Below are 18,847 nucleotides of genomic sequence, written 5' to 3' on the forward strand. Positions count from 1 at the left end.
AGAGTATCTATAATAATGCAGAATGATGAATGTAAAAATTTTATAATTTTCCATTCATCATTTTTACTTAGTATCTAATTTCCCATGCCCTAGTGTTGCGTTTTGCAGCCTTAGTTTTATCTGCTTGTGCTTTGAAAAGTCTAACAGTGACTAAAGTTACATAGCGATAAGAAATATGAAAACCATGTGATTAAACAATTCTGTATATGTATAGCTATGTTAAGTTGAAACATAAGTTAGGAGTTAGGAGTTAGGAGTTATTATTTCAATACCCCATGCCCTTCAATCAAATCCAAGAATTGAACCACATTCGCAGCTTGTAACCGTTAGGAGAAAGGGGTAAACCCAAATAAATGGGCATCCAGAAAATAAAAGCAGCCAGAATGATAAAAGTAATGGTGACACCTAGCGCCCGGAGTTGTTGATAATAACTCCAAAGACACCGATCGACAAACCAGGCGATCGCTAAAAATACAAACACCACTGCACACATATAGTGGTAGATAAAAACACACCTTGTCACTTTCACCCAAGGTAATAAGTTCGCAGCATAGTTTATAACTAAATACAAAGCAATCCAAGTATCAATACTCAGAGTTGCAGGCATAGAAAAACGCTTTTCTTTCACCCAAGGAATTACCGCTTGTGACACCAACATCCCTATTAAAAACAACATAGCAGCAACACCAAACCACCACAAAAATGGATTGCCCATTGCATGGACATCATAAATAACTTGTCCAGCACCAGCAGGTAAAGGCGGCCCCATCACAGGTAAGGGTTCGCTGATACTTTCAGCCGTTTGATAATAATATGCCATTGGTCGAGTCATCAAAGGCCATTTATACCAAGCAGCACAGTAAGGATGTACGTTAGGACTATTACCACCTAGATGTAAATGAAACTTCAAAATTTGCTGATGTACTGCAATAAATCCATAAGTTTTATCTAGTTGAAGGTGAGGAATCCAGATGATGCTATAGATAAAAGCTGGGATAATTCCTAGATAAAACAGCATTTGAAAAATATTTAGCTGAATTAAATTTTGTAGTGGTGATTGAGATGAGGAAGATGAAAGCAATGAGGGAGAATAAGTAGAAACTCCTGCCTCCAGACTCCTGCTTCCTGCCGACGCTCGCGGACTCGCTAACGCGGCGCTATCCTGCCTCCTGTCTTCTGACTCCTGACTTTCGCCTCCTGCCTCCTGTTCTAATGAAAGGGATTTAAAAAAGAATTTGGAGTTAGAGAAAGAATGTATCAAATAAATTATCCAAGCTGCTATCCAAATGAGATAAGCACCTGATAGGAACCATAAACCATTCCACTTAGTACCAACTGAGGCACCAAAACCAATGCCAGCAAAAACTAACCAAAAAGAACGTCGACGATTTTGATTATCTAATGCCAATAATAAAAACCAGTGCCCTAACAAACCAAAAATGACGATATAAACATTACTTAAAGCATACCGAGACTCAACTAGAAAAATACCATCACAAGCTGTGAATAATCCTGCAAGTATTGCAAAGGTACGACGATAACTTAACTGATAAGCGATCGCAGCCACAACTACAGGAATAAATGAGCCTGTGAGGGCATTGAACCAACGATAAGTCCAAGGCGATCGCAATGATCCTGTTAATCCATTAACCGTATCGTGCCAAAAAGGAATGTGACTGCCAATCCAAATGCCGATGCCGATCATATATTGACTTAGCGGCGGATGAGCATTAAAAAATGGCGTATGCGTAAGATAATTATTACCAAATTTGGCAAAGTAAACTTCATCAAATACCAGAGTGTTGAATCGCTCTAGCCCCCAAAACCTTAAGGCGAGTGAGAAAAGAAATACACTCACCATCCCAATTCGGAACCACTTTTTAGTCATTTGTCATTTGTCATTTGTCATTGGGCATGGGGAATAGGGAATGAGTCTTTGATACTCGCCGATGAGTCTTTGATACTCGTGAATGAGTCTTTTATATTCGCCGACGAGTCTTTGATACTCGCCGACGAGTCTTTGATACTCGCCGATGAGTCTTTTATATTCGCTGACGAGTCTTTGATACTCGCCGACGAGTCTTTGATACTCGTGAATGAGTCTTTGATACTCGCCGATGAGTCTTTGATACTCGTGAATGAGTCTTTAATACTCGCCGACGAGTCTTTAATACTCGTGAATGAGTCTTTCAACTCCACTCCTTTGCCCCCCTGCCCTCTGCTCAAGAACTGCTCCTCTATTCCCCTTCCACTCTTCAGGTGCATCTAGTTGAAACAGGAGTAGTTCAATACCGTAATACTTGTTTGTCCGCCCTATTGGTTTCATACCCAATCGTTTTGTTACACGGATTGAACCATGATTTTCTGGCTTCACTACGGCATAAATCACTGGCAAGTTCAAAACACTAAATCCGTAATTGAGCATAACTCGTCCGGCTTCTGTTGCATACCCTTTACCCCAAGAAGCTCGCCGCAATTCCCAGCCTACTTCATAATCTTGAGTGGGTAAACCATCTTTGTCGGGCAATTGTTTAAGAAGGATAGTTCCCACAATTGTTGTACTTTCCTTTTCAACAATTGCCCAGGCTCCAGTACCATTGTTGCGTTGGTGCATTCGCTCGATACCTTCAATCAAGCGCTGACGCTGTGACTCAATGCTTGTGACGCGAGAAGATTTACCAAGAAAGTGCGTAACTTCAGGATCGCTGTAAATTGCAAACGCTTGTTCAGCATCGCTTTCGGGTATCCAACTGCGAAAGATCAAGCGTTCGGTTTCCAAAAGATTTGTCATCTTGCTTTTGGCTAAAATAAATTGCCATTCTGCAAAATACTAAGATACTTATGGTTGAGCAGTCAAAAGTTTTGTAGACAATTAACAAACAAAATATAGCGATCGCTATGCTATGGGCAATTATCCAGAAGTTTAACTACCGTTGGTTATGCAACAGCAAATTCTGAATTTTTCCGCAGTTCTTCAGATCGGAATCCCAACACAATCTGATCCTTCGGCACACCAGCCCTTACCAATTCTGTTGCTAACCCCTCTTCAGTGCCATCACGTTGAATCCAAATTTTGCCATCTATAATATCAATGTGAATTAGACAGCCATGAACGCGACGCGTTGCAGTTGGAGAGAGTTCTGGCACTGGCTCTCGACCAAGAATCATTACCAAATATCGATCTTGTTCTTTATCAAAAATAGTTTCATGCTGAATATTACTGTAAGAGTAAGGAATCTTTGTATGTTCAGTAAGAATGCTGCAAATTAACTGCCTGTATTGCTCCAGATTAGCCATCGGACTATAACCTCCCGCTTTGGATTAAAAACGATGAGAGGAATTTTGTAATCTTCCAATATAAGTTTACCAAGCGGTTCTTCCTCAAAAATGTCAGTAAAAACATCCTCATGAACAGCGATATACAAAACCGTATCTGGATAATTGCGGGACATTACAGCAAGGTAGGTAAAGTACTGACCAATTGCCTGTTCTAGGTCTGCTACTTCTGAGTCGCCACTGAAGGTTTTGATTTCTACAGCAATCTTCTGTGTTCCTTTTTCTGCAATGAGCAACTTTTCGGCTGCCAAATCCACGTAAAGATCCCTTTTTCCCCACTTCAGATGAAAGGGATCGTCAGTAACATTCCAGCCATCTTTGATTAGGGCATTTTTGACGTTTTTGTGGTAACGGTCTCTAACTGGCATAAATTACTCGAATTACGAATTAGTACCTTCGACTTTTGCCACTTCTAGCATCGTTTTTAAAACCGAATCTGGATTTAGACTAATCGAGTCAATTCCCTGTTCCACCAAAAACTGGGCAAATTCTGGATAGTCGCTGGGTGCTTGCCCACAAATGCCGATTTTGCGATCGCATTTTTTCGCTGTTTCTATGACCATTTTTACCATTTGCTTGACAGCTAGACTGCGTTCATCAAACAATCTGGCAACCAACGCCGAATCTCTATCTATCCCTAGTGTCAATTGAGTTAGATCGTTAGAACCAATTGAGAAGCCATCAAATACCTCAGCAAATTCCTCAGCCAGAATCACATTACTGGGCAATTCACACATCACATAAACCTGCAAGCCGTTAACACCTTGCTTTAAACCATTTTTTGCCATCTCTGCTAAAACCAAACGCCCCTCGTCAGGAGTGCGGCAAAAGGGAATCATGGGGATGACATTTATCAAACCCATTTCTTCCCGTACCCTTTTGAGGGCATGACATTCTAAGGCAAAAGCTTCTCTGTAGCCTTCATCGTAGTAACGCGCCGCCCCTCGCCAACCTAACATTGGGTTTTCTTCATGGGGTTCAAACTGTCGTCCACCTAATAAATTGGCATATTCATTACTTTTGAAATCTGAGGTTCGGACTATCACTGATTTGGGATAAAATGCTGCGGCAATTCTACCAATGCCTTGAGCTAATTTATCTACAAAATATTGGGGTTTATCGTTATAAAGTGCGGTAATATCAGCAATTTTAGCTTTGGCAAATTCATCTTTTAACGAATCATAGTGAATCAAGGCCATTGGATGAATTTGAATTTGGTTAGCAATGATAAATTCTGTCCGCGCTAAACCTACGCCATCGTTGGGAATTGCCGATAAACTCAATGCTTCTTGGGGATTACCCACATTCATTAAAATTTTAGTGCGAGTGCGGGGTAAGTTCTCTAAAGGAACTTCTTTAACTTCAAAAGGTAATAAGCCTGGATAAACTTTTCCTTCTTCCCCTTCAGCACAAGAAATTGTTACCTCTTGACCAGGTTTCAAGATGTCTGTAGCATTGCCGCATCCCACGATCGCAGGTACACCCAATTCTCGCGCAATAATTGCTGCATGACACGTGCGACCTCCAGAATTGGTGACAATTGCACTAGCACGTTTCATAATTGGTTCCCAATCGGGATCGGTTCTCTCTGTCACCAAAACTTCCCCGACTTGGAACTGTTCTAGTTTCTGAACATCCAAAATTAGGCGTGCTTTTCCCTGACTAATTGCTTCCCCAATTGCACTTCCCGTAACCAGGGGAATTAAGGATTGGAAAGATTTTTCCCCATTCCCGATTCCCGATTCTTTATTCCCCAATACCAACCGATAACTCCGCAACACATTTCCCGTCTTCTGTGACTGGACGGTTTCGGGGCGCGCTTGCACAATAAAAAGTTGGTTCGTAATCCCATCTTTTGCCCACTCGATATCCATTGGGGTGAAAATGCCGTGGACTTGAGAATAATGGTCTTCAATTAAACATGCCCAACTTGCTAGTTGTAAAATCTCTTCATCACTCAGAGCGAATTTACCTCTTTCGCTGGGTGAAACCGAAACATTTTTCGTAAATTTGGAGCCGTCATCATAAATCATTTTCAGTTCTTTGCTGCCCAATTTTTTATCGATAATTGGGCGGAAACCAGCTTTTAAAGTTGGTTTAAAAACATAATATTCATCGGGATTGACAGACCCCTGGACAACATTTTCACCTAAACCGTAGGCGGCTGTAATTAGTGCCGCATCCTTAAAACCTGTTTCTGTATCAATAGAGAACATTACCCCAGAGGTTGCTAAGTCAGAGCGCACCATTTTTTGCACGCCCACAGCCAGAGCAATGCTAAAGTGGTCAAATCCCTTGGTGTGGCGATAAGAAATAGCGCGATCGGTAAATAGAGAAGCAAAGCATTTGTGACAAGCTGCTAAAACTCCTTCGACACCGACAACGTTAAGGTAAGTTTCCTGCTGTCCAGCAAAACTAGCATCGGGAAGGTCTTCAGCAGTGGCGCTGGAACGGACTGCCACATCTGTATCTGCATGGTATCGTTCGCAGAGACTATGGTATGCTGTGGCGATCGCCTCGCGCAATTCTACAGGAAATGGTGTGTGGATTAATAGCGATCGCGCTTTTTTGCCGCGTTCTCGTAAATTTTTGACATCTTCAACATTCAAGTCAGCAAAAAGTTTGCGTAGCTTTGCTTCTAACCCCGCTGATTGAATGAAATGACGATAAGCGTAAGCAGTAGTGGCGAATCCTGTGGGAACGTTAATGCCTTTGGGTGTTAACTGTTGAATCATTTCCCCCAGTGAGGCATTTTTACCACCAACTACTGGAATATCAGCAATCCCAATTTCATCAAACCAGAGAATGAGCGATCGCTCTTGGGCAGATAGAGACAAAGTGCTTTTAGATACTGTAGTCATAAATATTACCTTTTCAGTTTATACTCAATTTGTAAGTGCATAACTGCTACTATATTTATTTTTCCCATATTCAACTTGAGATTTTTGGTTCTGTCGCGGAGTTTGATATTTGGCGATAAAATACCAAATTATAAGCAATAAAAATTAACAATTATTCAGTTTAATAACTCGATCGAAATACCGGATGTAATAAATTATGGCGCAGCTAGAACGACTCCTGAAAATGGCAGAAGATGAACTAACTGAATACAGTACTGATGCCCGTAAAATAGAAAAACTACGCCGTAAAATAGGTTTAACAGTATCCGTAACAGAACAGCAGCAAGTGAAAGAGGCATTACTTGCTACGATGAAATCTAATCTAATTACCCAAGTTGTAGAAGAACAAAGACAAGCAGTAGCCTTACCATTTTGGGGAATTGCTGGATTGGGTTTGTTACTAGGAATTTCTTTAAATCAACTCATAGGCTTGTTAGCGTGTGTAGTTGGAAGTGTATTAGCTTATAGAGTTCAGAAATGGGGTTGGAAATTGCAGGCAAATCGTTTATTGTTACAAACATTAGAAGATATTGAAACGCATATTGTCCAACCCAATAAGTAATAAGAAAGATGTATTTTATAGGTAAATTATTTATTTTTTTGTATCAAGTAATACTTAATTATTGATTAGTCATTTAATTTACATCTCGTAAGCACTTAACAATTCCTTTGGGATCACCATAGCAAAAAAATTAGATATTGGATTTAAGATTAGGTATTTATTAAGAAAGACAGCAAGCAGAAGGCAGTCTTCCGTAAACTCGAACTGCCCTCCGTCTTCATTCAATATCCTAGTTTGCGGGTAATAAATGCTACATTAACTTTTGGCAGCAGATATTACACATCTTGCAAAGTTATTTTTGCAAGATGTTGGGAAAGGTTAAAGGGGAAGGGAAAGTTCCATACCTTTGCCCCTTCCCCCACTACTGCAAGAAGTCTATTGAATATAGCTACGGGTTGTCTCAACCTGAAAGTCTAGGTTAGAGAGTTCACTTGCAATAGCTGTCGCTTCGTATAATCGTATTTGTTACACAATCTCAAAGATCGTCAGCAAAAATTTTAGTCATGTAATATTGGTTTTTTTTCTCTAATCAACTAACCAGATCGGCGATCGCTTCTGAAGCAGGGACTACAGCTTCAGGCTGATAGCGGATGCCAGCTTGCTTGAAGCGGTTTAAAGCTTCACCCAAGCGATCGCAGTCTGCAATCAAACTGATCCTGACATAACCCTCACCTGCAACGCCAAAGGCATTACCGGGAGTAACCACAACGCCTGTTTGCTGCAACACGTTTAGGGCAAAATCTGTGGAACCAACGCCAACGGGACACTTCACCCAAAGATACATCGTCGCCTTGGTTTTGGGGATATCCCAACCCAACTCTCCTAACCCGTGAATCAGGAAATCGCGGCGGGTACGGTAGCGTTGTTGTACCTCGTGCAAATACACATCTGGCAGTTGCAAAGCTGTTTCGGCTGCTGTTTGTAATGCGGCAAAAATACCGTAATCCAAGTTAGTTTTCAGCGTCCGCAAACCTTGAATTACATGGCGGTTGCCCACCACAAAGCCGACGCGCCAACCAGCCATATTGTAGGTTTTAGATAAGGTGTGAAACTCCACACCAATATCTTTCGCACCGGGAATTTCTAACAAGCTAGTGGGTTGATAACCATCAAAAGCTAACTCGGCATAACACAAATCATGCACCAGCAAAATTTCATATTTGCGGGCGAAGGCAACGATTTCTTCAAAAAATTCGCGGGGGGCGGTAGCGGCGGTGGGATTGCTGGGATAGTTGAAATAGAGTATCTTGGCTTGTCTTGCAACTTCGTCAGGAATGGCAGCTAAATCAATTAACCAGTCATTTTCAGGTTTAAGAATCAAACTATGGATTTTCCCACCAGCGATCGCCGGGCCGCGAAAATGTGCCGGATAAGCTGGGGAAGGAACCAGAACTAAATCACCAGGGTTAATGTAGGCGATCGCTAAATGGGTTAATCCTTCTTTAGAACCCAGCAATGGCAAGGCTTCGCTATCAGGATCGAGAACCACATCATAACGGCGACGATACCAATTAGTAATGGCACGGCGGAAACTAGCTGTACCCTCAAAAGGTGGATAACCGTGATTGCTAGAATCTTTTAAAGCTGCGATCGCTGCTTCTACTACTGGTGCTGGCGTTGCACCATCGGGGTTTCCCATACCCAAATCAATTAAATCTAACCCTTGTTCCCGTGCTTTAGCTTTCAGTTCATCTAAACGGGCAAATACATAAGGTGGTAGTTTTTGTATGCGTTCTGCTGGGACAATCCAATTTAAACTCATAAAACCTCGTCACTCATTCCCTTGGGCGAAACTCGATTTGCAGTATCTCTACTATCTATAGGTGCAGTGGTAGAAACCATTGCCGCCATTAACTGTTCTGGCGGGACTTTAAACGGTAGTCGATGGATGTCAGAATTAGGAACTAGAGCCATTTCGGCGGCTGTTTGCAATTCACCTAATGTAATATTGCCCAATCCCAAATCACTTAACTTCTGGGGTAGTCCAATTTCTGTGTAGAACTTTAACAACTGTTGTCGTGCCGATGCTGCTAGTTGATTGCCTTGTAGCATCTCTTCTAAACGCAGTTGCACCAAAATTCCAAAAGCAACTTTTTCGCCATGAATACTGCCATGTCCAGAAATATGAGTTAAACCGTTATGCACGGCATGGGCGGCAACTGTGCGACACTGCGCCCCTCCCAGTCCCCCAACTACTCCAGCTAGTAACACAGTAGCATCTACCACTTCTCGCCAAACCTCACTACCTGGTTCTTCGAGGGCGGCGGCTGACTTTTGCAACAAGATATCTCGTAAAACTCGTGCTTGTTGCACCGCAGCAATAATTAAAGTGTCTTGCAGGTGTCCACTGCTAACTGAGGCTTCGTACCACTTAGCGATCGCATCACCAATTCCAGCTACTAAGGTACGTTGTGGTGCAGTTTTAATCAAGTCATAATCGAGTATCAATAAATCGGGACAACGAGATAGCCCCACATCGTAGAGAAAAGCCCCATCTTCCGAATAAACATTCGATAAGGCACTCCAAGCTGCACAAGTAGCCCCAGAAGTCGGAATTGTCACCACTGGTAGATGTAACTGTTGTGCGACTAATTTCGCTGTATCTAAGGCTTTGCCACCACCAACACCGATAATTACATCAGCTTTATGTTCTTTTGCCTTCTTCTGTAAAGATTTTAGGCTAGCTTCGCAGCAATCTGCACCATAAGAAGCTTGGACAGTATGTAACTGCTGCGCTTCTAAAACTGGTTGCAAATTTTGTTGGCTGATAGCGAGAGTAGACTTACCTGCCACAATTAAGGGACGACTTCCCAAACAGGCAATTTCTGCTGCGGCTGTTTGCAACACCCCAGAACCACGGATTACTTTTGCGGGGGAAACTGTGAGCGTAAATAATGAACTAGAGGTTTGAGTAGACAAAGAAGGTTGAGTAGAAAAATTATTGGGCATATAATCTCGTTTACCAAAACCTTGATACTTCTTAATATAAATAGACTAGCGATCGAGGATACTTGTTGCCAAACTGGTTTTTGGCTGGCTCCAACCTGACACCCAGCCGATCTGGATTTGAACCAAGCAATTAAATAGATAAGTCCTGTTGCCGACTGATTGAGTAGTTTGACGACATTGCTTGAATCTATAAATACCCATTGGTCTGAAATTCCGAACTATCAAAGTTTTGAATAACCGTATAATTAATTAACATTAACATTGTCAGATTCTCAAGAAAAGCAATCGAGAATTGATAATGTGTAGGCGGTTGTATTATTTGATGCAATTTTTAGCTACAGATATATATGTAAAGGTATGCAAATATATTTCCCTACAATCCCTTGATTTGCTGCAAAGAATTTTGAAAATGGCAACAGGGGCAATTAGGACAACAACTGACAAATTACAACTGTCAGTACCCATTACCCCACGCTGATTAACTTTTTCCCACAGTATAACCACTAAAGTGTGAATATCTTAATCTAAAAATAACCATTAATGTATCAGTAAATACAAAATAATTTTTGTCATCCTGATAACAGGTAATTTACTTTTGTTCTTTGGGCATTGGGCATGGGGCATTGGGCATTGGGCATTGGGCACTGATTATTAATTCTTCTCCCCCTGTTCCTGCCCCTCTGCTCCCCTGCTCCCCTGCTCCCCTGCTCCCTGCCTCTTAAGCAGTAGGTTTTGGCAATTTGGCGAAATTGTCTGTGTAAATTTTGACTGTTACCGGAGAATTTTGATGAGAAACGAGCGATCGCTTGACCTCACCCAAGTAAACTGGGACAGAAATCCCTGTTTCTGGGTGGATAATGGTACGGGCGCGAACTGTCAAGTTTCCGTCTTCCTGTGTACCTGAACGGCCATAAGAAAAAAGATTGCTAGCTGCTTGACGTAAAGTTGCTTCTAATTGTGTGGGTGTAATTTGGGGTGATGTGGCAATCACCGCTTGTGTTGAACCATTGTCATAAACTAGAGTGTACCGGGCTGCTCCAGGAATCACAGTCCGACTCAAGGGGACTATTGAGAGTCCAAATAAACCAGCAGTCACCACCAGCATAAAGCCAGTCGTACCCACCAACCGAAAGCGGATGCCCCATTTGAGAATAAAAGCCAAAAATGTCAAGGCAGCAAATACCAATGTAGCTATACCTGACCATTGGGTGTACTGAAAAAAGTTAGCTGTTGTGAGCATAAGGTTGGTTATGGAGGCGTCTTTTTTTCGTTACCGACACACCCATTTTACCGAGAGCTTACACCGATTACCTGTGAGGTTGCATAGATACAACAACTTGCTCAAGCCGCTTATAGCAATTTCTAGTTACGTGAGGTACAGAAATAATGTTTTTAAACGCAGAGGAGCGCAGAGTCAAACGCAAAGGTACGCAGAGGCTTACCTAATTTTATTAGTGATTTACTCAGTACCTCAGCAGGTCGGGAAACGCTATATATCACCAAGCCTAATTTTGTGCAGTTTCACAAAGAATTGCTACCAGATCATAAAGGTTATCGAGTTTCGCCTAAGTTTAGCGGTGAATGGAGCCAACGTCAGAACAATTGAAACAGTTATACAGAGTCTTGACTTGGTTAACGCGAATGTATCTCTTGGTTTACCTAGTTTTCCTAAAACAGTATTGGTTCACTAGAGACGATATGGGAATTTTTAGATGTCTGCAACCTAGTTTGAATACTATCAATTATTGCTAGCCAATCAGCATCTCTATTCCATTCAGAGTGAATCCTGGTTTTAGTTGCTGCGTCGTAGAGGTTACAAAAAACCACATTTTCTTTTCCAGCAGTTGCAGCGATAATCAGTGGCTTGGAAAAGTCCTGGATACATGATGCAGCTAAAAGGAAACTTTTAGCAAAGTTCATTTCTCTCCCAGTCCTAATAACATAAATTTCATCTGCTCTAACAAAGATATCTAACTTATTGTTGTCCCTTTCTCTATATTCTCTCGTCGTTAATTTAAGTTCCGATATATACCCAGTTAGCCCTGTTTTGTAAACATGAATAGTTTAATCTTTATCGTAGTTCTACCACAAGTAGGATTCACCATTTAATTCTCCGCTTTTCACATATAAATAAATAGGTTTTGGTGGGTTACAAAGACCTAGTTTAATTTCAGCAATCATATTTTATGTTTCTTTATCAAAGATAAAAATTTTCAGATATTGCGTTAGATTCAATCTTTTTAAAATAGTGTTTAACTGAATAAAAATAATAAATATACAAAAGGGCATCTACAAGAGATGCCCGTCATGCAGGAAAACCCCAAAGGGATGTCCCTACACCTTCCCAACAATCAGCAACAGTGACTAATTAGGTATTAGTCACACTCACAGACGTGAATATAACAATCTTATTAACTTAAAACTCTCAATGTCCCCAGTGCATACACTGAAAAAACTAATAGTTAATTTTGACGAGATGCAAGCTTGTCTTTATCGCGATCGCGATGTACCACTCCAACAATAGCAGCCAAAATTAGCCATGAAAGCGCATTCAAACGAAAATCAAAGAGAGTTACATCTACTGTATTCAATAAAATCCACCCAACAAAGGATAGAAGATAACTGAAAAATATCAATTTGTCTCCTGCATCTATATATTTTGAATTTTGCAGTAATTGGACACTTGTAATCACAATCCAAGCTAGTAAGCCACAAAATAAACAAGTACTGGGAAAACCTGTTTCAGCAGATAACATCAAAAACAAGTTATGGGGATGACCCAAGGGAATCTGCATCTTTGCTTTGTAAAGTGTACTAAAACTGCGTAACCCCCAACCAGTCCAAGGATGTTGTTGAGCTAAAGACCAGGCAAACTCCCACTGAGTTTTTCGCATTAAAGCGACTGGTCTATCTGGATACATATCGTCATTTAACCTTGCCCAAAAGAAGGCAGGAACTACGAAGCGAAAAATGTGAGCGACTGATGAGGGAGCAAAAGCTGCCAAAAGAATACTAGAGACGATCGCAGCAACGCTACCTACAAGAATGCGCCAACCTTGGTAGAGTGCATAAGCTAAACAGGCAAAAATAGCGATCGCCCACCCATTACGCGAGTTGGTGAAAATTAAGGCAATGAAATTTGTAATTACCGCCAGCGTTAGAAAGAGAAAGGGAACTGGAGAGTGGGGCGCAGTAAGTCTTTCCCCTCTGCCCCTCTGCCCCTCTGCCCCTCTGCCTCTTATGCTTAATCCCCAATACCTCATCCCTAATCGCCATTGCTCGATCCACAACCCTAGACTAAGAATGAAAACTATTACTAGATAAGCTGCGAAGGTGTTAGCGTGCAAGAAAAGTGAAGCGATACGACCTGGTGGGTTTCCGCCTGGTGTGATTGTCCAACTAAACACAACCCAGATAAACTGGAACTTGAAACTCCAGCCGAAAAATAATTGTCCCAAGCCCATAATTGCTACAGGCATGGAACCAATTACCAAAGCCCAAGCCATTTGCCGCAATTGGACAAATGTTTGAATCAGAGCGCTATGGGCAGCGAAAAGTAAAAAGAATGGTAATAAATTAAATAAGCCGAGGAAAGCTGCTGTTTTGTCTTGGGCAAACCCAGCACTCACGATCAGTAATACACTCAACAGGGCAAATCCCCAGTTGAGGGGGCGGCGATTAATTTTGCGGGATTGTTTCAGCCAAGTTATTAATGAGACAAAACCTACAGTTACAGCCCCCACAAAAGGACTCAATGGGAAGATTAACAGTGCCCATAGAGAGTAGTTCCAAGAAGATTGCCAACGAGACTTGAAATATTCAAAAACCTTGTTCAAGCTGGCTCCCAACATTCCTCACGAGTGAGGCGAATTTGAGCTAAGGCGAAGATAGTGGGGATGATTCGACCATAGTTAGTAGCGATCGCTCTCCAGCCCAAATCTGCAATAAACCAAGTCCACATCATTGGCCCAATCACGGCAAACATCGTGCGGGCTGCCCCATAACGAGCTGCACTCACTGTCATACCCCGTTGCGCCATTTGCATTGCTACATAGCTTTGAAATTGCGTTGCAGCTGCTTCTGAGCCTGTAATTGCCGCTTGTTTGGCTACTTCATAAGTAGCAAAGTGGATGGCAAATTGACGGGCAATTTGCTTAAGTACAAGCGGCTGGAGAAGAGAAGTAATCGCGATCGCACTACCGCCTTTGAAAAGTAACCCCAAGGGGTCGCGTTGTAATAAAAGTGGTAAAGGTTGTTTTAATTCTGATTTGAGCAGCTGGCGCTGCACTTGTACAGTCAATTTTTGTTTTTCTTGTTCCGGCAATTTTTTCCACACCTGTCCTAGTAGATGCAAAAAGACTTCTGCTTCTAAATCAATAGTTGCCAGCTGATGAGAATAGGGAATTTTTAGATACTTACATACTTGAACTAACGCTTGTCGGTAAGTTACCTGTCCTGTGCGTCCTCGTAATACTGTCATCCCATCTGCCGCCAAAAAACGAAAGCGGCCCTCTAGTGCATCTAACCAAGCTTTGCGGTCTTGGCTTTGCACTTCGATGGGTTCGGGTGTGTGTACATAGTCTAAGGGATTGAACTTACGACTAAATAGAATTGCCGTTAAGTCTTGCAATTCTTCTTCGGTCGCTAACTCTAGCGCCGCCCTCATTTCATCCAATTTCCCTTCCTCCCTTCCGTGCAGCTTTCTGTACCTTATTCTACTATTAGCTATTTTGTCCTTTGTTATTCGTCCTTGGTCATTTGATAAATAATGACTAAGGACGAATAACAAAGGACTATTGACTCATGACTGATATTGCAGTGATTGGTGCCGGAATTGCCGGTTTAGTCTGTGCCCAGCAGTTAAGTCAAGCTGGATATTCGGTGGTAGTGGTGGAAAAGTCGCGTGGTTTGGGAGGAAGACTGGCTACACGCCGCTTGCATGGAACTTTGGCGGATCATGGGGCTTGTTACCTGAAGCCAAAGGGTGAATTGTTGAAACGTTTTGTGGAGATATTGCAATCCCACCATATCCTAGAAGTTTGGACAGATGAGGTTTACGAACTTACAACAGGCGCTCCTTTATCTGAACCGAAAAACCGCAGTCCGCGTTATGTTGCGCCTGCGGGAATGAGTGCGATCGCTAAATCCCTCGCTCCAGGTTTAGAAATATTACTGAATCAGCGTGTCATCGCTATTACTCCAACTTCCGAAGATAGCTGGCGTCTGACTCTGGAATCTAGTAATGAAGAATTAACTGCAAAAGCTATAGTTGTCGCTATTCCTGCACCCCAAGCAGTGATGTTATTGGAATCTTTGGGTGAGAGTGTATTGGATGCAGCCTTTCTTAATAACTTGCGTTCTGTAGAATTTTATCCTTCGATTAGTGCGATCGCTGGATATCCTTCTACATCTCAACCTCTCCCTCAGTGGAAAGCTTTAACTTTTGTAGATGATGCTGATTTAGCATGGATTGGTTTGGACAGTAGCAAGCGTCCTAACCCTCAACAACCACATTTTGTGGTGCAAAGTAGCGCTGATTTTGCCAAAAGTCATCTAGAATCACAGGATTTACAACCTGCCGGACAATATATGTTGCAACGAGCAGCTGAATCTCTGTCCCTTCCTTGGCTAAATACTCCCGAATGGATGCAAGTACATCGTTGGCGTTATGCCTTTCCTAGCCGTCCTTGGCACGAAGCTTTTTTGTCTGCCAAAACTCCCTTACCTTTAGTTTGCTGTGGTGATTGGTGTGGCGGCAATCTTGTCGAAGGTGCGATGCTTTCTGGATTAGCTGCGGCTGATGAAATTAACAATCAGTTGCATCATCTATCTTTTGATAATGTGAACTTTTTAAACATTTTTGCCCAATCATTTCATCTGTCGCTAGACTGATCCTGCACTATCGTGAGTCGCTATTTTTATGACTGACTAAATCAAAGTGCAAAAAATAAGTTTTTTAGATGAAATAGCAAATTTTGCTGCGAACCTAAAAAGTGATGCCAATTAGCCAAAAAGCTTAACTTAATGAAAAACTTGTTCCTAATTCAGGTTATTTTACTGCTGTTAACCTTGATCCCCTAGTCTTTGTACTGCGTTTTATGTAGATTTCTGTCAAAAAGGCACAAATTTGAAATAATTAGGATTATAAATATAAAATGTCGGTGACTTACCAGCTTATGGGACGCTGTTTTAATAAGTAATGCTGTAAAACAGTATAAACTTTAACTAAAATAAGCAAAGCCAAATGTCTGAGATTGTACCAACATAAGAGGCTAGTTTTGGGGTTGATTGCATCTGTAAGTTTAATTAATTTTAACTGATTGTCATCACGACTTTGCCATCTAAAAAAGTTATTCTCTCCACCAAGCATTGACTTGATTAAAAAAGGAGTTTAAAAACCATGAAAACGGTAGTCAATTTAACACAACAATCAATAGTGGGAGAAATTGAAAGTATTTTGAATACATATCCATCCCATCCATATCAACAAGCCTTTGCGATTCCTGATTTACGCCAAGAGCTAATTACTTTCGTCCTCAACCGCATTCCCTCCTTTTACAGCGTCATGTCTAATGAACAGATTCCAGCGGAGGCTGAACAAGGAAGCTTGGCTTATTACAAATTGCCTCGTAAACCTTTAGAGCAGCAACTACATTTACAGAATTTGATTCACCAAGGCATTTGTCTAATCGTTCAAGAAAAGTCAGATTGGATTAGCCATCGTGTTTGTGAAACAGTTCAACCAGCTTGTGAACCCTCTCATTGGTTTGGTTAATAGTTCTAACCAGATTTGGCTCTTTGCTGAGATATCAATAACGTCCGCAGTGAATTTTGAATATTTGAGTTAATCCCACGACTAAAGGTTGTGAGATTAGCTCAATATTTTTTTAAGTATATTCCTATTGAGGTGTAAACTTTGACAATCACATAAGTTCAAAGGATATTCCCAGGATATGAGAAAAATAACTGCTCTAATGCTAAGTATTTCCGTGACTGTTGGGGTAGGGGCATTAACACCTAAAGTCACTAATGCCCAATTGTTTTACCCACCAGCAAGCGATCGCCATTCATTAATGGTAATCGGTCAAGGGGTAGTGAGAGTGCCAGCAGATACAGCGGATATTGAGTTGGTATTCAGTAGTGGAGGTAGCAATGATGAGTTACAAACGCAACCATCATCCTTCCCAGAAACCCGCCGCATATCCTCACCAACTCTACTTTTTAATTACAAAACAGCAGCAGAACCTTTACCAAACAAAAAATCCCTAACTAAAGCAACTCTTCAGCCTGTAGTGGATAGCTTAGTTGCTAAAGGCATTAAGGCTGATAAAATTCAAGTGCAAATTAATCCTAATTCCAGTGAAAATAACGCCAAGATATTGGTGAGACTAGAAAAACCAACGCGCGATCGCGTCCAGGAAATTGTTGCGACAGCAAACAATTCCACAAGCCAAATTGAAAACCTTTCTGTCAAGAGTGTGGATGTTGAGTACGCAGTTAATGATTGCCAGAGTTTGCAGAGTTCAGTTTATCAATCAGCGATGAAAGATGCTCAAAGCCGCGCCCAGGCTTTAGCATCTGCGATGGAAGTTAAACTTGGTACTCCTTCTGTCGCCGAGCCATTTTACACATTATTTTATCCCTCATGTAGTTCTAAAACTGGAGTTCCTTTGCCGTCGTTTGCTAGTTTTTTGTTATCACCAGCTTACGATCCAGAAGCACCGGCAGAAGTTGAAATGAAAAAGGATATTTTTGTAACATATACAACGAAATAAACATTTATATTTACTGCGATCGCACTTTTATATAGTCAAAATTGAAAGTGCGATCGCTTAACTATTTTTTTCTGAGTCGAATCAAGAAGGATAGGTGCGATTGCGCTTCTTATTTACTTCATACTTTGCAAACTTTTATCTATAATATTTCATATTTTTCTCTTGATATATCCCAAAATTTGCTTAAATAATATTTTAGTTTTTCTAACTGTATCTCTAAATATTTTGCTTTAACTTTATCGGAAATTTTTACGGCATTTACTAAAGTTCTAGAAGATGATGAAAACTTATCTGAACATGAACGTGAAGCTAGGAAAAATGGTAGAGATGCAGGAAAAATAGGATCAATAGCTGGAGGACTGGCCGGAGGAGCTGCTGCTTTTATTGTAGGAGGAGGTGCTGCTATTGCTGTTGGCGTTGCTGCTCCTGCTGTATTAGGAATAGGGGCTGCTTTAGGAGCCTATCACTACGGGAAAGAAAACAAAAAATAGTAAGGTAATTCAAGGTGCGTTACATTATGTTGACGCACCCTATAGTTTTAATATGCACGTTAATAAATGAATTATACAAATCACTAATAATACTCAACTACAGCAGCAATAGCAGCAGCAGTTTCCTCCATAATTTCACTCGATCATCCTCCAATTTTACGGATAAATCTTTGTATATCCATACCGCGCAGTTGCAAAATATCTACAGCAGAAGTTTTTGTTAGACTATTTGCACTGTCTGGTTCAATTTTAACGTGCCAAATATTGCCAGCATAATATTCTTTCCAGTCTGTGATTGGTGCAATCAACTTAATGGGTAGCTTGCCAACACCATCAGAACTTACTACTATAGCAGGACGGACTTTTTTTATTTCTGCTCCCACTGTCGGATCGAAATTAGCAAGCCAAATATCACCCCGTTTAGGAGATGTATATTTAGTAATCAATCAAGTCTCCTGTCTGTAATTCCTGCCCTTCTCTATCTTGCTCGTAATGTAATAACATTAACTCAGCCTGTGCCGCTAATATGCATCGCCGTTCTTCTAATGGCAATTTCATAAACTCCCGACGACTGATACTCTTTGCTTGTACAAGTATTTCCGAAGCTTGTAGCTGTGGTATATCTCTCTGAGGAGTAGAATTTGAGATTTCCATACTTTCTCAGTAATTTTTATAAAAATTCCTAATTTATATTTATTTTACTGCACAGCTATAATATGCGTGTTCAAAATCAAATATTCACTTGAATCTAGACTAGATTGCTGATTTCAAACTTCAGTAATGGAAAAACTCCAGAAATGTTTGTGACAAATCTGGAGCCAGGAAAGATACGCA

Annotated in this window: 18 protein-coding genes and 1 pseudogene; 5 read left to right on the forward strand and 14 right to left on the reverse strand. The window is 41.1% G+C overall.

The annotated features are described in order from the left end of the window. Window positions 1-286 precede the first annotated feature (286 nt). The 5 genes from RMY64_RS23890 to ppsA form a co-directional block, all read right to left on the reverse strand. Window positions 287-1,888, reverse strand: coding sequence for a dolichyl-phosphate-mannose--protein mannosyltransferase (locus RMY64_RS23890; RefSeq protein WP_322701301.1), 1,602 nt, complete (start codon window positions 1,886-1,888; stop codon window positions 287-289). A 279-nt stretch (window positions 1,889-2,167) separates the two neighbouring features. After that, complete coding sequence (locus RMY64_RS23895) at window positions 2,168-2,791, reverse strand: GNAT family N-acetyltransferase (RefSeq protein WP_322673275.1); 624 nt, start codon at window positions 2,789-2,791, stop codon at window positions 2,168-2,170. A 146-nt stretch (window positions 2,792-2,937) separates the two neighbouring features. After that, window positions 2,938-3,297, reverse strand: coding sequence for a XisI protein (locus RMY64_RS23900; RefSeq protein ID WP_322701302.1), 360 nt, complete (start codon window positions 3,295-3,297; stop codon window positions 2,938-2,940). Continuing rightward, the gene (locus tag RMY64_RS23905) at window positions 3,267-3,704 is read right to left on the reverse strand and encodes an element excision factor XisH family protein (RefSeq protein WP_322701303.1); all 438 of its coding nucleotides are present in this window, start codon (window positions 3,702-3,704) and stop codon (window positions 3,267-3,269) included. Before RMY64_RS23905 ends, RMY64_RS23900 begins: the two co-directional genes overlap by 31 nt. A gap of 12 nt (window positions 3,705-3,716) precedes the next feature. Beyond that, the gene (gene ppsA, locus RMY64_RS23910) at window positions 3,717-6,197 is read right to left on the reverse strand and encodes a phosphoenolpyruvate synthase (protein ID WP_322701304.1); all 2,481 of its coding nucleotides are present in this window, start codon (window positions 6,195-6,197) and stop codon (window positions 3,717-3,719) included. Between the two features lie 196 nt (window positions 6,198-6,393). Between ppsA and RMY64_RS23915 the strand changes: the two genes are divergently transcribed. Further along, window positions 6,394-6,798, forward strand: coding sequence for a hypothetical protein (locus tag RMY64_RS23915; protein WP_322673279.1), 405 nt, complete (start codon window positions 6,394-6,396; stop codon window positions 6,796-6,798). Between the two features lie 529 nt (window positions 6,799-7,327). Here RMY64_RS23915 and RMY64_RS23920 read toward each other — a convergent pair. From RMY64_RS23920 to RMY64_RS23935, 4 genes are all read right to left on the reverse strand, one after another. After that, the gene (locus RMY64_RS23920) at window positions 7,328-8,560 is read right to left on the reverse strand and encodes an aspartate aminotransferase (RefSeq protein WP_322689238.1); all 1,233 of its coding nucleotides are present in this window, start codon (window positions 8,558-8,560) and stop codon (window positions 7,328-7,330) included. Beyond that, entirely contained in the window at window positions 8,557-9,747 is a 1,191-nt protein-coding gene (locus RMY64_RS23925) for an iron-containing alcohol dehydrogenase family protein (RefSeq protein ID WP_322701305.1), read from the reverse strand. The genes RMY64_RS23920 and RMY64_RS23925 overlap by 4 nt, the downstream gene beginning before the upstream one ends. 45 nt (window positions 9,748-9,792) lie before the next feature. Next, entirely contained in the window at window positions 9,793-9,948 is a 156-nt protein-coding gene (locus RMY64_RS23930; protein ID WP_322689236.1) for a hypothetical protein, read from the reverse strand. A gap of 517 nt (window positions 9,949-10,465) precedes the next feature. After that, window positions 10,466-10,987 (reverse strand): Ycf51 family protein, encoded by a 522-nt coding sequence (locus RMY64_RS23935; RefSeq protein WP_322673282.1) that lies wholly within the window; start codon window positions 10,985-10,987, stop codon window positions 10,466-10,468. A gap of 341 nt (window positions 10,988-11,328) precedes the next feature. On the opposite strand from RMY64_RS23935, the pseudogene RMY64_RS36890 reads away from it, so the two are divergent. Continuing rightward, window positions 11,329-11,406 (forward strand): annotated as a pseudogene (locus RMY64_RS36890) (DUF6888 family protein); the annotation flags it as partial. Window positions 11,407-11,415: 9 nt separating this feature from the next. On the opposite strand, the gene RMY64_RS23940 reads toward RMY64_RS36890, so the two are convergent. From RMY64_RS23940 to RMY64_RS23950, 3 genes are all read right to left on the reverse strand, one after another. Next, entirely contained in the window at window positions 11,416-11,667 is a 252-nt protein-coding gene (locus RMY64_RS23940) for a hypothetical protein (RefSeq protein ID WP_322701306.1), read from the reverse strand. Window positions 11,668-12,209: 542 nt separating this feature from the next. After that, window positions 12,210-13,598: an O-antigen ligase family protein gene (locus tag RMY64_RS23945; protein ID WP_322673283.1), complete on the reverse strand. Its 1,389-nt coding sequence runs from the start codon at window positions 13,596-13,598 to the stop codon at window positions 12,210-12,212. Beyond that, the gene (locus RMY64_RS23950) at window positions 13,580-14,422 is read right to left on the reverse strand and encodes a YaaW family protein (protein WP_322673284.1); all 843 of its coding nucleotides are present in this window, start codon (window positions 14,420-14,422) and stop codon (window positions 13,580-13,582) included. Before RMY64_RS23950 ends, RMY64_RS23945 begins: the two co-directional genes overlap by 19 nt. Window positions 14,423-14,550: 128 nt before the next feature. On the opposite strand from RMY64_RS23950, the gene RMY64_RS23955 reads away from it, so the two are divergent. From RMY64_RS23955 to RMY64_RS23965, 3 genes are all read left to right on the forward strand, one after another. After that, on the forward strand, window positions 14,551-15,639 hold the full coding sequence (locus RMY64_RS23955) for an NAD(P)/FAD-dependent oxidoreductase (protein ID WP_322701307.1): 1,089 nt from the start codon (window positions 14,551-14,553) through the stop codon (window positions 15,637-15,639). Between the two features lie 508 nt (window positions 15,640-16,147). After that, complete coding sequence (locus RMY64_RS23960; protein ID WP_322673286.1) at window positions 16,148-16,522, forward strand: hypothetical protein; 375 nt, start codon at window positions 16,148-16,150, stop codon at window positions 16,520-16,522. Between the two features lie 178 nt (window positions 16,523-16,700). Further along, on the forward strand, window positions 16,701-17,522 hold the full coding sequence (locus tag RMY64_RS23965) for an SIMPL domain-containing protein (protein ID WP_322673287.1): 822 nt from the start codon (window positions 16,701-16,703) through the stop codon (window positions 17,520-17,522). Window positions 17,523-18,156: 634 nt separating this feature from the next. Here the strand turns inward: RMY64_RS23965 and RMY64_RS23970 are convergent. Together RMY64_RS23970 and RMY64_RS23975 are read right to left on the reverse strand one after the other, a co-directional pair. Continuing rightward, on the reverse strand, window positions 18,157-18,459 hold the full coding sequence (locus tag RMY64_RS23970) for a type II toxin-antitoxin system PemK/MazF family toxin (RefSeq protein WP_322701308.1): 303 nt from the start codon (window positions 18,457-18,459) through the stop codon (window positions 18,157-18,159). After that, complete coding sequence (locus RMY64_RS23975; protein WP_322701309.1) at window positions 18,449-18,667, reverse strand: hypothetical protein; 219 nt, start codon at window positions 18,665-18,667, stop codon at window positions 18,449-18,451. Before RMY64_RS23975 ends, RMY64_RS23970 begins: the two co-directional genes overlap by 11 nt. Window positions 18,668-18,847: the final 180 nt, after the last annotated feature.

The sequence above is a fragment of the Nostoc sp. DedQUE08 genome (assembly GCF_034530895.1).
Classification (GTDB): domain Bacteria; phylum Cyanobacteriota; class Cyanobacteriia; order Cyanobacteriales; family Nostocaceae; genus Nostoc.